A 15,503-nucleotide genomic window follows, 5' to 3' on the forward strand; every position below is an offset into this window, starting at 1 on the left:
CTTGCCGGGTATGCGGCTTGCGAACCGACGAACAGTTTTTGATGGCGACCTCTCATGCCCGAAGCCGACCAACCCACGCGCGAGGATTCCCGCGCCGTCCACGACGACGATCCGCATCAGCAGCGCAATCAGAGCCAGGATTCCCATGCCGGCGAACGCGACGGCGACGGCGACGGCCATGGCCGCGATGCCGGTAGCGGCGGCAGCGATGGCGACGACAAGAAAGACGCCAAGCCTCGCAGCAAAAAGCCATTGATCATCCTTGCCGTCGTGATCGTATTGCTCGCCATCGTCGCGTTCGTCTGGTGGTTCATGACGCGCAATCAAATCAGCACCGACGACGCGTACACGGACGGCAATGCTGTTGCAATGGCCCCTAAAGTGGCCGGTTATGTCGTCAAGCTCGCCGTCAATGACAATGTCTATGTTCACAAAGGCGATTTGCTGGTGGAAATCGATCCGCGCGAATATCGCGCGCAAGTCGACGACGCCCGCGCGCAGTTGGGTCTTGCCATGGCGCAATTGCATACGGCGCAGGTCGGGCTCGAAATCGCTCGCGTACGCTACCCGGCCGAATATCGGCAAGCGCAGGCTCAAACGGCCTCGGCGCGGGCCGATTTGAAGCAAGCACAGGCTTCCTACGACCGCGAGCACAGTGTCGATGCGCGCGCGACGTCGCAGCAAAACATCGACGCGGCCGATGCGAAGGAAGCATCGGCGCGCGCTTCGGTGAAGCAAGCGCAGGCTCAGCTTTCGACCGCATCGCTCGTCGAGCAGCAGATTCGGCAAGCCGTTGCCGCCGTCGAGGAACGGCGCGAGCAGGTGGACGCGGCTCGCGCCAAGCTCGAGCAGGCCGATTTGAATCTGTCATGGTGCGAGGTACGTGCACCTACCGACGGTTGGATCACCAAGCGCAACGTGCAATTGGGCAGCTATCTTCAGCCCGGCACGTCGCTGTTTTTCATTGTCACGCCCCAAATATGGGTCACCGCGAATTACAAAGAGTCGCAACTCGACCAAATGCGCCCCGGCGATAAAGTCGAAATCGACGTCGATGCTTACCCGAACCTAACGCTGCATGGCCACGTCGACAGCATTGCGCAAGGCAGCGGCTCGCGCTTCTCCGCCTTCCCCGCGGAAAACGCGACAGGTAATTTCGTCAAGATCGTGCAGCGCGTACCCGTCAAGATCGTCATCGACAGCGGCATGCCCACCGATCATCCGCTGCCGCTCGGCCTCTCGGTCGAGCCCACCGTCTATCTCAAATAACGCGACTGCATCGATCGAGCCATGCCGAACGAGAACTGGCATCCTTCCGCGAATCCTTGGCTCATTGCCGTCGTGGTGACGTTGGCCGCCTTCATGGAAGTGCTCGACACGACGATCGTCAACGTCGCGCTGCCTCATATCGCGGGGACGATGTCGGCCAGCTACGATCAGGCGACGTGGACGCTGACGTCCTATCTCGTGGCTAACGGCATCGTCTTGCCGATCTCGGCGTTCTTCGCACGCCTGCTCGGGCGCAAGCGCTACTTCCTGCTCTGCATCGCCGCATTCACCGTCTGCTCGTTTCTGTGCGGCATCGCAACGAACCTCGGCGAGCTGATCGTGTTCCGCGTCGCGCAAGGCTTCTTCGGCGGCGGCCTGCAACCGAACCAGCAATCGATCATTCTCGACACGTTCCCACCCGCCCAGCGTTCGCGCGCTTTTTCGATTTCGGCCGTTGCGATCGTCGTCGCCCCGGTGCTCGGGCCAACGCTCGGCGGCTGGATCACCGATCATTTTTCCTGGCGGTGGGTGTTCCTGCTCAACGTGCCGGTCGGCATTCTGACGACGTTGGCCGTGCAACAACTCGTCGACGATCCGCCGTGGGCGCGAACCACGCGCGAAAAGCTGTCGATCGATTATGTCGGGATCGGGCTGCTGGCCATTGGGCTCGGCTGCCTGCAGGTCATGCTCGACCGCGGAGAGGACGCCGATTGGCTCGGGTCGCCGTTCATTCGCGTGTTTGCGGCGCTGGCCGCACTCGGGCTCGTCGGCGCGGCCGTTTGGCTCACCTATGCGCGCAACCCCGTCGTTCGGCTCACGCCGCTGCGCGACCGCAACTTCGCACTCGGCTGCGTGGCGATGGCCGCGTTCGCGATGATCCTTTACGGCAGCGCGGTGCTCATTCCGCAACTGGCACAGCAACGGCTCGGCTACACGGCCACGCTCGCGGGGCTCGTGCTGTCGCCGGGCGCATTGCTGATCACGCTCGAGATTCCGATCGTCAGCAAGCTCATGCCGCACGTCGAGACACGCTTTTTCATCGGCTTCGGCTTCGCTTTCCTGGCCGGCGCGATGGCCTACGCGCATTGGCTCACGCCCGACATCGACTACAAAACGCTGGTCATGATGCGATGCGCGCAGTCGTTCGCGATCGGATGTCTGTTCGTGCCGACGACGGCACTCGCTTATCTGAGCGTGCCGCGCGACCTGAACAACGATGCGTCGGCGCTCTTCACGATGTTTCGCAATGTCGCGGGATCGATCGGCATCTCCGTCTCCACCGCGCTGATCCGCGAGCGCGCGCAGGCCAGAATGGCCCACTTATCCACCCACATGACGCCGTTTTCTCAGAACTTCAACGACGCGCTGCATGCACGCGCGGCCACGATTTCGTCGCTGCTGGGACAGCCGCCCGCGCAGGCGCTGCAGACCGCGAACGGCATGATGTATCAAACGTTCGTCGAGCAAGCCCAGATCCTGGCCTACGTCGACGTCTTCTCAATGCTCGCGATTCTTTGCGTGCTCTGCGTGCCGCTGATGTTCTTCTTTTCGCCCGTGAAAGCAGCCGGCGGCGCGGGAGGGCATTGAGATGAGCACGCCTGGGTCGTCGCTTCGGCGTAGGGGCGCGATACGTGCTATAGGCGCTATGCGCGCCATACGTGCCATACGCGCCGGCGGGCTCGCGCGATGCGCTTATTTGCTGTCCGTCTGCGCGCTGACTGCTTGCACCGTCGGTCCGAACTTTCGTTCGCCGCGAACAGATGCCCCGGATACTTGGCAAGAGCTGTCCCGTGCCAAGGCGGAGGTGACGCCGAGCGTAAGCGCGGCGAGCGACGGACACGCGGCTTCGAAGAGCGCCATCGTCGTCGATAGCGATCCCGATCCGCAGTGGTGGCACGCCTTTCACGATGCGACGCTCGATGCCTTGATCGCACGAGCGCGCGCCGGCAACCTCGATCTGCAGCAAGCGGTCTTGCGCATCGTCGAAGCGCGAATGCAGATGCAATCGGCGGCTGCGCAGGGCTTGCCGAACCTGCGCGCGAGCGCCAGCTATAAACGCGAGCAGCTCGGTCTCAAAGGCTTCCTGCAATCAAACGGTGTCTACGGCCAAGTCGACCAGCTGGGCGCGCCCAACTCGCCCATCGACGCGATCGCACCGGGCGCCGGCCCGGGGCTGAAAACGCGAGCCGACGACGTGCTCGGCGAACTGACTTCACCGGTCAATCTCTGGCAGGCCGGTTTCGACGCATCGTGGGAATTGGATTTGTTCGGCCGCGTACGCCGCTCGGTGGAAGCGGCATCCGCCAACGTGGACGCGGCACGCGAAAGCCGCAACGATGCGCTGCTCTCGCTCGAGGCCGAAGTCGCACAGACTTACTTGCAACTGCGCGGCGCACAAGCGTCGCGCGAGATCGCCGCCCATCTCGTCGACGATGCGCGCGACACGCTTGCCTTGACCCAAAGCCAAGCCAAAGTCGGGCTCGCCAGCACACTCGACGTCAAGCAGGCCACGGCCGCCTTGGCGCAAGCGCAAGCGAACGTCACGCCGTTCGATGGGCAAATCACACAAGCCGCCAACGGCCTCGCCCTGCTCGTCGGAGCGCAGCCCGGCGCGCTCGACGCACAGCTCATGCAACGCGCGCCCCTACCCGCCCTGCCCGCGCGCATCGCGGTCGGGCTGCCGTCGGCGCTGGCACGACGACGCCCCGACATACGCCAAGCCGAAGCCGAACTGCATGCGGCGACAGCCGACGTCGGCGTCGCGGTCGCGCAGTTCTATCCCGACATCACGCTGACAGGACAGATCGGCACGCGCGCATCGAACGCCTCGGATTTGGCGCGCTGGTCGCACTTGTTCTATTCGTTCGGGCCAGCGATCTCCCTGCCGATATTCGAGGGTGGCCAGCTCGTCGCCAATCTTCATCTTGCCAACGCGCGCCAAGCGCAAGCCGCGCTGGCTTATCGCAAGGCGGTGCTCGTCGCACTGCGCGACGTCGACAACGCCCTGGCCGTCTATCGCACCGACCTCTCGCATCGCGACGCGTTGTCGACTGCCGTCGATACGCAGCGCAGCGCCTTCGATCTCGCACGCGAGCGCTATGCGAAAGGTTTCGTCAGCTTCGTCGACGTGCTCGACGCCCAACGCCAATTGTCGCAAGTGCAGGCGCAATTCGTACAAGCGCAAACGCAAGTCGAAACGGACCTCGTCGCGCTCTACAAAGCGCTCGGCGGTGGCTGGCAGGATGCGGCATAGCGTTTGCTGAGGCTTGGCTGATGCATGCAACGCCGCGACAACGCGCATTGCGTGCCCTTGCTCAGAAACGCCCGACACGATTCCGATGACCATGAGGTCCGCCACCGACCGCCCCTCGCACTACGCCGCCGCTCACGGCATGGCACCGATCGCAGCCGTGCGCGCGCACGCTTACACAATCCCGACGGATGCGCCCGAAGCCGACGGTACGTTCGAATGGACGTCGACGACGCTCGTGGTCGTGGAAATCGAAGCAGGCGGCTGCACGGGACTCGGCTACACCTACACCGATGCCAGCGCCGCGGCGCTGATTCGCGACACGCTCTCGCAAGTGCTGTTGCATGAGAGCGTCGACCGGATGACGGAGCTCACGGGACGTCTGTGGCGGCGCGTGCGCAACATCGGCCGATCGGGATTGTGCGCGAACGCCATCTCCGCGCTCGACTTTGCACTATGGGACGTCAACGCCAAATTGCTCGGCGTGCCGCTCGTGCAGTTGCTCGGAGGTGCGCTGCGCGAGCGCGTGCAGATCTACGGCAGCGGCGGCTTCACGAGCTACGACGACGGCCAGTTGCGTGATCAGCTCGCCCATTGGGTTCATGTCGATGGCTGCGTGGCCGTCAAAATGAAAGTCGGCTCCGATCCTGCGCGCGATCCGGCGCGCGTGAAGGCAGCGCGCCGAGCGATCGGCGACGCCGCCTTATTCGTCGACGCGAACGGCGCGCTGACCGTCAACGGCGCACTGCAATGCGCCGAGCAATTCGCCGAATACGGCGTGGCATGGTTCGAGGAGCCCGTTTCGTCGGACGATCTCGACGGCATGCGCCGCGTGCGGGACGGCGCCCCCGCGATCATGGACGTCGCCGCGGGCGAATACGCCTATAACAGCGACGATTTCCGCCGGATGCTGCAAGCGCAAGCCGTCGACGTTCTGCAAGCCGACGCAACGCGCTGCGGCGGCGTGACGGGCTTCATGCAGGCCGCCCAGCTATGCGATGCCTGGCATGTCCCGCTGTCCGCGCATTGCGCCCCCGCACTGCACCGTCACTTGGCCGCTGCCGCGCCGCGCTTGCGCCACATCGAATGGTTCCACGACCACGTCCGCATCGAATCAATGCTGTTCGACGGCGCGCCGAAGCCCGATCACGGCACCATCGCGCCCGATCTCGCCCGCCCCGGTTGCGGGCTCGAGTTCAAACGCGCCGACGCCGAGCCCTACGCACTATGAAAGGAGACGAATGCCGATGAATCGCACGGCCAGCGGCATCTTCACGGCTTTGGGGGTCGTCGCGGGCGCCGCGGCCGCGGCCGCCGTATTCAAGTCCGAACCCAAGTCCGAATCGTCGGCCGGCCCGAAGCGCGACACGCTCGCCTCGGGCGCATTGCAACTGCTCGGCAAAGGCGCTCGAATCGATGCGCACGTGCGGGCGGCACGGGCCTTCAATCGCAGCTCCGCGCTGCTTGCATGGTCCGCGCTCACGGATTCGGCGGTCGAGCACTATCGCGGTTCGTTCGAGAATCGCGCGATGTACACGCCGCTCGCCGTCGGCACGCTGTCGCTGCTCGCCGGCATCCATGGCGGGGCCGACGACGTCGGGAGCCGTCACCCTTTGCGCAACGCGGTCTACCTGGCTGCTGCCGGCGTCGGGATCGCGGGCACGGGCTTTCACTTGTACAACGTGACGAAACGCCCGGGCGGATTCAGTTGGCACAACCTCTTTTACGGCGCGCCGCTCGGGGCGCCCGCGTCGCTGCTGCTCTCCGGCGTACTCGGTGCCGTGGGCGAACGGCTGCGCGACGAACCCGTACACGATCCGCGGCTGTTCGGCATGCCGGCCGGCAAAGCGCTCTCACTCGTCGCAGCCGCCGGGCTGATCGGCACGGTCGGCGAAGTCGCGCTGCTGCACTTTCGCGGCGCGTTTCAGCATCGGGCCATGTATGCGCCCGTGACCGTGCCGCCCGTTGCGGCGGCATTGCTGGCCTGTGCCGCGCTCGCGCCGCCGCGGCCGAACTTCTGGACGCGCGTCTGGTTGCGCGCGACGGCCGCGCTCGGCGCCCTCGGCGTCGCCTTTCACATTCGCGGCGTGGCCCGTCAACGAGGCGGCTGGCGCAATTGGTCGCAAAACGTGCTGAACGGCCCGCCCATACCGGCACCGCCGAGCTTCACCGCACTGGCGATGGCCGGTCTTGCCGCCTTGCGTCTTCGAGAGACCGAACATGAGTAGTCGCTCCGATCAATCCCGCTACCCCGGCTACGACGTGCTGCTCAAACGCGACACGCCTTCGTGGGACGACGTCACGCGCGAAGTCGTCGATGCCCGTCTCGCGACGCGCAATGCGCCTCGCTTCTGCAACGACGCCGAGTGGCGCGCATTGAGTGCGCTCTGCGCGGTGCTCGTGCCGCGATCGTGCAGGCAAACCTCGAACGAAACCGCGGACGGCCGCGGCGACGACGGCTTGCGTTGGCTGGAACCGATCGTGCCCGTCGCCGCCATCGTCGATGAAAAGCTCGCGAACGATACGCGCGATGGCTACCGTGACGCACGGCTGCCGCCGGTTCGCGACGCCTGGCGCGTCGGGCTCGCCGCACTCGATGCCGAGAGCCGCAGCGCTTACGATTCCGCGTTCGCCGATCTCGACGGCGCCAAGCAGCGCGAGCTCGTCAAACGCATGCAGAAAGGAGAATTGAAAGACCCTGCGTGGGAAGGCATGCCGTCCAATGTCTTCTTCGAATTGCGCGCGATGCACGACATCGCCGCAGCTTACTACTCGCACCCACAGGCATGGAACGAGATCGGGTTCGGCGGCCCGGCCAATCCGCGCGGCTATGTCCGGATGCAAGCGAACCGGCGCGATCCGTGGGAGAGTGCTGAAGCGAAGCCCGGCGAGGAAGCGCAAGCGCATCGGGAGAACCGCCGTGCGCGATGACGCCCTTCATACCCCGCGCGGCAAGAACGGACGCGCGCCCGACGTCTTCACCGTGGGCGGCTGGATGCCGATGCGCGAATACCGCCAAGACGATGCCGTCGACTTCGCGATCGTCGGAACGGGCGCGGGCGGCGGCACGCTGGCCTGCCGGCTCGCCGAGCAGGGCTTTCGCGTCGTGGCATTCGATGCCGGCGCGTGGTGGCGCCCGCTCGAAGAGTTCGCATCCGACGAGACACATCAAGCGAAGCTTTACTGGACCGACGAACGCCTCTGCGACGGCGAGCAGCCGCTCAAGCTCGGCAGCAACAACAGCGGCAAAGCCGTGGGCGGCAGCACCGTGCACTTCGCGATGGTATCGCTGCGCTTCAGGCCCGAATGGTTCAAATCGCGCAGCCTGCTCGGCTATGGCGCCGATTGGCCCATCGATTGGCGGGAGATGTGGCGCTACTACGGCTACGTCGAAGATGCGCTGAAAATCTCGGGGCCGGTCAACTACCCCTGGGGTCCGCATCGGCCCCGCTACCCCTATCGCGCGCACGAGTTGAATGCGGCCGCGCTCGTGCTCGCGCGCGGCTGCGAAGCGCTCGGCATCGACTGGTGCCCGACGCCGCTCGCGACGATTTCCGCACCGCGCGGCCAAGCGCATCCCTGCGTCTATCGCGGCTTTTGCGTCGCGGGGTGCGCGACGAACGCGAAACAAAGCGCGCTCGTCACCTGGATCCCGCGCGCGGTCAGAGCCGGCGCCGAGATTCGCGATCTGGCGATGGTCGGCCGCGTCGTCGTGGACGAACACGATCGCGCCGTGGGTGTCGAGTATTTGCGGGAGGGACGCTGGCAATTCCAGCGTGCGCGCAACGTGGTCGTCGCGGGCTATGCGATCGAGACGCCGAGGCTGCTGCTCAACTCCGCGACGCCCCGCTTTCCGCAAGGCCTCGCGAACCGATCGGGCCTCGTCGGCAAGAACCTCATGGTGCAAGCGAATCAAGCCGTATGGGGCTTGATGGATGAAGAGATTCGCTGGTACAAGGGCCCGCCTTCGCTCGCGATGACGGAGCATTGGAATTATACGGACGAAGGCAAGGATTTCCACGGAGGCTATTGCTACATGAGCCAAGGTCCGCTGCCGAACGCTTGGGCCGCCGTGCAAACGGGCCGCGGGCTCTGGGGGGAAGCACTGCACGGCGAGATGGAGAAATACAACCATCAAGCGGGATTGAAGATCGTAGGCGAAACGCTGCCGCAGGAAATGAACCGCGTCACGCTGGCCGATGAAAAAGATCCCTATGGGTTGCCGATCGCGCGCATCACGCACTCGCCTTGCGAGAACGACAAGCGGCTCGTCCAGCATGCGCTCGATTTCATGAGCACGGCATTGGACGCCGCGGGCGCGAAAGAGATCTGGCGCCAGGAAGACGACACATGTCATCTGAACGGGACGGCTCGCATGGGCGACGATCCGGACAAGAGCGTCGTCGATGCCGATTGTCGTAGTTGGGACATTCCCAATCTTTGGATTTGCGACGGCTCGGTGTTTCCGACTGTCGGCGGGGTCAATCCCTCGTTGACGATTCAAGCCATCGCATGCCGCACGGCAGATCGCATCGCGGCGCTGCGCGCGCAGGGCGAGTTGTGAGCCTGGGTTCTAGGAGTCTGCATCCGGTGAACCGCTGAACCGTTGAACCTGCGAATGGCTGAATCGCCGTGCCAGCGGCGCGGCGGCTCCCGGCACGCTCGTTGCGTGAAAGCACTCTGAATCGTACAACCCACGGAGGTCTGCGATGGCAGAGAACGCGCAAAACAATCCGACCCAGGCTCAGCAAAACGAGATCGCGGCAAAGAGCCCCGTGAAGACGCCCGCGGCTGGTGATATGCCGGGCGCGAAGACGCAAGGACGCGAGTTCGGCAAAACGAAGCGAGCGACATCGGCCGAAGCGGTAGCGGCAAAAGATCCCGCGCCGCTGCCGGCGATCGAGCACGGGATGAAAGATGCGGACAGCCCCGACCCCGTCGCGAGAGCGAACGCGCGGACGGTTTCCGTGGACAACGCCGGCATGGCCGCGTCGGACGATACCGTCGACACCGACGGCAAGGGGCTCGAAGCAAGACGCGACGCGTCGATATGGCAAGACAACGTCATCCATTCCAATGCGACACTCGAGAACAACGTTCCGGTGCCGCCCGACGGCCTCGTCGATCTCGACAGCCGCCCCGGCGGCAATCTGCCTATCGTCGCGACGCGGGAAGGATGGCGCGTGTCCTACAAAGGAACGGTGGACGTGCCGGAACGCAATGGGACGCGTGCCGAGCAGGTGTTTACGCTCGAGCAGACGGGGAACGGGTATTCCCATGGATGATGTCGGCCTGCGCCCACGCACTCGCGCAGGCCGCGCGCCGTGCAAGCGGAACTCGGGGACGCCCGAGGCCTGCGACGCATCGCGCCTTCACTCATGCCCATACCCGCCGTGCTCGCTGGCTTTTCCCCGAAACACCCAATACGACCACACCACGTAGATCATCAGGATCGGCAGCACGAATGCCGTCCCGATCATCAAAAACTCATGCGACACCGGGGCCGCCGCAGCCTGCCATAGCGTGACGGACGGCGGCGCGATCATCGGCCACAAGCTGATGACGAGCCCGGAGAACGACAGAAAGAATAGCCCGACCGAACAAACGAAAGGCAACACCTCGCGCTCCCGGTCCGCCCCGCGCACGAGCAGGCCGGCCAGCAGCAGCGTCACCAAAGGCACGGGCGCGAAAAAAGCGAGATTCGGCCAAGTGAACCACCGCGCGGCAATGCGCGGACTGAACATCGGCGTGAGAATGCTCACCGCACCGATGAAAATGAACACGAGCACCATCACGCGTTGCGCCACGCGCCGCGACCAAATCTGCAGCGGCCCCTGCGTCTTCATGATGAGCCAAGTCGCCCCTTGCAATGCATACCCGGCGATGAGCCCGAAGCCCGTGAAAATCGGAAACGGCCGCACCCAATCCCAACTCGTGCCGACGAACTTCCCGCCCGCTTCGTCGAAGCCCTGAACGAACATGCCCAGGATCACGCCCTGAGCGAACGTAGCGAGCAACGACCCGCCGGCAAATGCAATGTTCCACAAACGTCGATTCGCGCCCGGCAAGCCGCGGAACTCGAACGCCACACCGCGGAATATGAGGCCCAGCAACATCAGCAACACAGGAAAGTAGACAGCCGGAATGATGATCGCGAACGCACCGGGAAAAACCGCCAGCAGCCCCGCGCCGCCCAACACGAGCCAAGTCTCATTGAAATCCCACACAGGGGAGACCGATGCCATCATGACATCGCGATCCGCTTCGCTCTTGCGCAACAGAAAGAGGATGCCGACACCGAGATCGAAGCCGTCGAGCAAGATGTACATCAGCACCGCGAACCCCAGAATGGCCGCCCACAGCGGCACCAAGTCAAGCTGCGTCATCATCGTCTCCTCGGGTGCCTGGGAACACCGGTGCTCGGGGCTCGTCACCGTCCCCGTCCGCCTGCCGAACCGCCGACAACGGACGGGCCGCGCGGCGATCGATCCTTACCGGCGCCGGCTGCCGCGAATCGGGGCCGAGGCGCAGCAGCCGCGCGATCAGGATGCCGCCCGAACCGAAAATGAACAGATAACTGAGCACGTAGAGCGCAAGCGATATCGACACGTCGGCGGTCGTCAGCGAAGGCGTCACCGAATCGGCCGTGCGCATCAAGCCATAAACGGTCCACGGCTGCCGCCCCGCCTCGGTCGTCGTCCAGCCCGCCAGCACGGCAATGAAGCCGAGCGGGCTCGCCAGCCGGCACAGCGCGAGCCATCGTCGGCTCGCATAGAGCCTTCGCTTCGGCCAGAGCACCAATCCAGCGATCACGAGGATCAACATGAGCAACGCAATACCCACCATGATGTGGAAAGCGAAGAAGACGATCGGCACGTTGGGCCGATCCGCACGCGGCCAATCCTTCAGGCCGTGCACGAGCCCGTTCGGATCGTGCGTCAAATAAATGCTGCCGAGCACCGGTATCGAGATTTCGAAGTGATTGCGCTCTTGTGCATCGTCGGGAATCGAGAATAGATTCGCGGGCACGCGCCGGCCCGTATCCCAAAGCCCTTCCATCGCGGCGAGCTTGACGGGCTGATACTCGAGCGTATTGCGTCCGTGTTCGTCGCCGATCGCGATTTGCACGGGCACCATGACGATCAGAAACCAAAGGCCCATCTTCACCATCACGCGTCCCTCCTCGGGCGCCCGCCGTTTCAGCAGATAGTGGGCGCCGACGCCGAGAACGACGAACGCGGTCGTGACGAGAAAAGCCGTGACCGTATGCGCCAGCCGATACGGAAACGACGGATTGAAAATGACCGCAAGCATGCTGTCAGGCACGAACTTCCCATCGACGATCCGATAGCCGCTCGGCGTTTGCATCCAGCTGTTGACGGCGAGAATCCAAAACGAGGACATCAGCGTACCGAGTGCGACGAACATCGCGGAAAGCACGTGCGCCCACTGCGGGACGAGCTTTCTGCCGAACAGCAGCACGCCGAGAAACGCCGATTCGAGAAAGAACGCCGTCAACACCTCGTAAGCCATCAGCGAGCCGATCGTGCTCGACGTCGCGGCGATGAACCGGCTCCAGTTCGTGCCGAACTGGAACGGCATGACGATGCCCGACACGACACCCATTCCGAACGAGACGGCAAAGATGCGAATCCAAAACGCCGACAGCCGCCTGTAAACATCGCGGCCCGTTGCCCACCAGAGCAGTTCGAGCGTGGCGATGTAGCAGGACAAACCGACCGTGAACGCGGGCAGTAGGATATGCAAGGCGATGACCCAGGCGAACTGCATGCGAGACAGCAAGAGAGCGCTCATGGAAGGCGGTACCGAAGTTGGGGGAAGACAGCGCTCGAAAGCGCTCGACAGAGCTCGAGCGTGCGCGGGGCGCGGCCACGCCCTCTCCTTTATAGGCGATCAAAGCCGATGCCGCGATGCAGTAATCGATAAAGGAACGCCCGGCACGCGATATGCGGGAAAACGGCCATTCACCACGCGGGACGTCGGCCCGCGCATTCCTGACGAACATCACGTTTTCCGGAGACTGCCATGGTCCGTTCGCCTCGCTTACCGAAGCTCGTTGTCGTTACCGGAGCCAGTGCAGGTGTCGGCCGCGCCGCGGTGCTCGCGTTCGCGCGTCTCGGCGCCGACGTCGCTCTGCTCGCGCGCGACGCCGAGGCGCTGGGCCAAGTCGCCGACATCGCGCGCAACTACGGCGTGCGCGCGTTGCCGATAGCACTAGACGTGGCTGCCGCGCACGAAGTCGAGGCCGCCGCCGATCGTATCGAAGTCGAGCTCGGCCCAATCGACGTCTGGGTCAACAACGCCATGGTGACGGTGTTCGCTCCCGTCGCGCAAATGAAGCCGGAGGAGTTCGCGCGCGTCACCGACGTCACCTACCTCGGCTACGTCTGGGGCACGATGGCCGCGCTGCAGCGGATGCGCAGCCGCAATAAAGGCATCATCGTGCAAGTCGGCTCGGCGCTCGCTTATCGCGCCATCCCCTTGCAGGCGGCTTACTGCGGCGCCAAGCATGCGATCCGAGGTTTTACCGATGCGCTGCGCTGCGAGCTACTGCACGAGAAAAGCAACATCCATGTGACGATGGTGCAGATGCCCTCGCTCAACACGCCGCAATTCGACTGGGCCAAGAGCCGAATGCCCGGCGCACCGCGGCCGGTCGCGCCCGTCTACGAACCCGAGGTCGCCGCGCGCGCGATCGTCTGGGCGGCCACGCATCGACGCCGCGAGCTCTATGTCGGGTTGCCGTCGATCAAAGCGATCATCGCGAACAAGTTCGTGCCGGGTTATCTTGATCGGTATCTCGCGAAGCGCGCGTTTCCCGGGCAGCAACGCAAGAGCCCGACCGAGCCCGACCATGCCGTCGACCTCTGGAAGCCGGTGCCCGGCGCACACCGGTTGCGCGGCTCCTTCAGCGCCGAGGCCAAGTCGAACTCCGCCTCGTTGTGGCTGGACACCCACCGCGGTGCGGCGTTCGGTGCAGCGTTGGTCGTGGGTCTCGTCGCTTGGATCGCGCGGCGGCGCCCCGGCGTGCGCGCTTGATCGCCGGGCGGCATCCGCGCGAATGTGCTCGACGCCGCCAAGCTCAGAGAGGGCACGGTGGCGCCGTCGACTTCCCTGCCGTCCGGCGCCGCTCGTTCTTTCTCGTTCGGTTCTATGACTCCTTCTTGCCCGGCAGCACCGAAGCCATCACTTGCTTCGCCGTGTTGACGAGCACGCTGCCTTCCTCGGGATCGCCCTCCATCAGCGTGCGCATGAACTTGCGCGCCTGCACGAGCGTAATGTGCGGCGGCAGCGGCGGGACCTCGGGATCGGTCTTGATCTCGAGCACGACGGGCCGCCCGGCGGCCAGCGCCTCGTCCCAAGCAGGGCCGATGGCCTCGGGCGTATCGACGTAGATTCCCTTGAGCCCGATCAATTCGGCGAATCGGTGATACGGCACGTTCGGCACGTTCTGCGAGGCCTCGAACTTCGGATCGCCTTCCATGACGCGCTGCTCCCACGTCACCTGGTTCAGGTCTTCGTTGTTCATGACCATGCAGATCCACCGGCCGTCCTTCCACTGCTGCCAGTACTTCGCCACCGTGATGAGCTCGGCCATGTTGTTCATCTGCATCGCACCGTCGCCCACCATCGCGATGACCGGACGATCAGGATGCGCGAACTTGGCCGCGATCGCATAGGGCACCGCCGCGCCCATCGATGCGAGGCCGCCCGAAAGCGAGCACATCATGCCGCGGCGAATCTTGAGGTCGCGCGCATACCAGTTGGCGCAGGAGCCCGAATCGCTCGTCAAAATCACGTCCGGCGTCAGCTTCGGCGATAGCTCGGTAAAGATACGCTGCGGATTGACGCCGCGTTTGACGGACTCCTTCGCGCGCTTATCGAGCGTGTCCCACCATTCCGACGTCCACCCCTCGATTCGCTTGCGCCACGCGTCGTTGGTTTTCTGATCGAGCAGCGGCAGCAGCGCGCGCAGCGTTTCGGCGCTATCGCCGACGAGGTTGACCTCCATCGGATACCGCAAGCTCAGCATATCGGCGCCGATGTCGATCTGCACGCCGCGCGCTTCGCCTTCCTTCGGCAAGAATTCCGAATAAGGGAATCCCGAGCCGATCATGAAGAACGTATCGCAATGCGTCATCATCTCCCAGCTGGGCTTCGTCCCGAGCAAGCCGATGGAGCCCGTCACCCAGGGATACTCATCGGGCACCACGGCTTTGCCGAGCAGCGCCTTCGCAACGCCAGCCTGCAATCGTTCGGCTACGGCGATCACTTCGTCGGTGGCATGCAGCGCCCCCGCGCCGACGAGCATCGCCACGCGGCTGCCTGAATTGAGCACCTCCGCCGCACGCGCGAGGTCTGCCGGCTCGGGCATGACCCGCGGGCGCGAGTATCCGACACCCGAATGCGCCGTGCCGTGCTTGCGCGGCGGCGGGGTGTATTCGAGCTCCTGCAGATCGTTCGGCAATATGATCGCCGTCACGCGCCGTTGCGAGAGCGCGATGCGCACGGCGCGATCCACCATGTGGCGCACTTGAGCGGGGACGCTCGCTTGCTGGACGTAGGAGCCGGCCACGTCTTTCAGCATCGAGGCGATGTCGACTTCCTGTTGATAGTGCGCGCCGAGGGCCGCGCGCGCCTGTTGCCCGCATATCGCGAGCACCGGCATGTGGTCGAGCCGCGCGTCGTAGAGGCCGGTGACGAGGTGAGCGGCGCCGGGGCCCGAGGTGGCGATGCACACGCCCAGCTCGCCCGTGAACTTCGCGTATGCGCTCGCCATGAACGCCGCCATTTCCTCATGACGGGCCTGGATGAATTCGATCTTGCCCCCTGCGCGCCGCAACGCGCCGAACAAGCCGTTGATACCGTCGCCGGGGTAGCCGAACATCCGCCGCACCCCCCATTCATGCAATCTTTCGACGATGAAGTCGCCTACCGTTTGCGCCATCTGTGCCTCCGATAC

The 15,503-nt window shown here is 64.6% G+C and carries 12 protein-coding genes; 9 read left to right on the plus strand and 3 right to left on the minus strand.

The window, feature by feature from the left end; translation table 11 throughout:
* The first annotated feature begins 54 nt into the window (after nucleotides 1–54).
* The 8 genes from ACTHNZ_RS16165 (at nucleotide 55) to ACTHNZ_RS16200 (ending at nucleotide 9,804) form a co-directional block, all read left to right on the plus strand.
* A complete protein-coding gene (locus tag ACTHNZ_RS16165) occupies nucleotides 55–1,269 on the plus strand; it encodes an HlyD family secretion protein (protein WP_440543536.1) in 1,215 nt (404 codons plus the stop codon).
* 21 nt (nucleotides 1,270–1,290) lie between these two features.
* Entirely contained in the window at nucleotides 1,291–2,856 is a 1,566-nt protein-coding gene (locus tag ACTHNZ_RS16170; protein ID WP_440543537.1) for a DHA2 family efflux MFS transporter permease subunit, read from the plus strand.
* A gap of 58 nt (nucleotides 2,857–2,914) precedes the next feature.
* Entirely contained in the window at nucleotides 2,915–4,522 is a 1,608-nt protein-coding gene (locus tag ACTHNZ_RS16175; RefSeq protein ID WP_440543538.1) for an efflux transporter outer membrane subunit, read from the plus strand.
* A gap of 91 nt (nucleotides 4,523–4,613) precedes the next feature.
* Entirely contained in the window at nucleotides 4,614–5,750 is a 1,137-nt protein-coding gene (locus ACTHNZ_RS16180) for an enolase C-terminal domain-like protein (protein ID WP_440543539.1), read from the plus strand.
* A gap of 16 nt (nucleotides 5,751–5,766) precedes the next feature.
* Complete coding sequence (locus tag ACTHNZ_RS16185) at nucleotides 5,767–6,747, plus strand: hypothetical protein (RefSeq protein ID WP_440543540.1); 981 nt, start codon at nucleotides 5,767–5,769, stop codon at nucleotides 6,745–6,747.
* Nucleotides 6,740–7,450 carry a gluconate 2-dehydrogenase subunit 3 family protein gene (locus ACTHNZ_RS16190; RefSeq protein ID WP_440543541.1) on the plus strand — a complete coding sequence of 237 codons (711 nt, stop codon included), beginning with the start codon at nucleotides 6,740–6,742 and terminating at the stop codon, nucleotides 7,448–7,450. Before ACTHNZ_RS16185 ends, ACTHNZ_RS16190 begins: the two co-directional genes overlap by 8 nt.
* A complete protein-coding gene (locus tag ACTHNZ_RS16195) occupies nucleotides 7,440–9,083 on the plus strand; it encodes a GMC family oxidoreductase (RefSeq protein ID WP_440543542.1) in 1,644 nt (547 codons plus the stop codon). The genes ACTHNZ_RS16190 and ACTHNZ_RS16195 overlap by 11 nt, the downstream gene beginning before the upstream one ends.
* Nucleotides 9,084–9,228: 145 nt before the next feature.
* The gene (locus tag ACTHNZ_RS16200; RefSeq protein WP_440543543.1) at nucleotides 9,229–9,804 is read left to right on the plus strand and encodes a DUF3005 domain-containing protein; all 576 of its coding nucleotides are present in this window, start codon (nucleotides 9,229–9,231) and stop codon (nucleotides 9,802–9,804) included.
* A gap of 87 nt (nucleotides 9,805–9,891) precedes the next feature.
* Here ACTHNZ_RS16200 and ACTHNZ_RS16205 read toward each other — a convergent pair whose 3' ends face one another.
* Nucleotides 9,892–10,905: a cytochrome d ubiquinol oxidase subunit II gene (locus tag ACTHNZ_RS16205; protein WP_440543584.1), complete on the minus strand. Its 1,014-nt coding sequence runs from the start codon at nucleotides 10,903–10,905 to the stop codon at nucleotides 9,892–9,894.
* Entirely contained in the window at nucleotides 10,892–12,334 is a 1,443-nt protein-coding gene (locus ACTHNZ_RS16210) for a cytochrome ubiquinol oxidase subunit I (RefSeq protein ID WP_440543544.1), read from the minus strand. Before ACTHNZ_RS16210 ends, ACTHNZ_RS16205 begins: the two co-directional genes overlap by 14 nt.
* A 231-nt stretch (nucleotides 12,335–12,565) precedes the next feature.
* Here ACTHNZ_RS16210 and ACTHNZ_RS16215 point away from each other — a divergent pair, with 231 nt between their 5' ends.
* Nucleotides 12,566–13,579, plus strand: a complete 1,014-nt coding sequence (locus ACTHNZ_RS16215; protein WP_440543545.1) for an SDR family oxidoreductase — start codon at nucleotides 12,566–12,568, stop codon at nucleotides 13,577–13,579.
* Between the two features lie 112 nt (nucleotides 13,580–13,691).
* Here the strand turns inward: ACTHNZ_RS16215 and ACTHNZ_RS16220 are convergent, their stop codons facing one another.
* Nucleotides 13,692–15,488 carry a thiamine pyrophosphate-requiring protein gene (locus ACTHNZ_RS16220; RefSeq protein ID WP_440543547.1) on the minus strand — a complete coding sequence of 599 codons (1,797 nt, stop codon included), beginning with the start codon at nucleotides 15,486–15,488 and terminating at the stop codon, nucleotides 13,692–13,694.
* Between the last annotated feature and the right edge of the window lie 15 nt (nucleotides 15,489–15,503).

Source organism: Trinickia sp., assembly GCF_051953955.1.
Taxonomy (GTDB): Bacteria; Pseudomonadota; Gammaproteobacteria; order Burkholderiales; family Burkholderiaceae; genus Trinickia.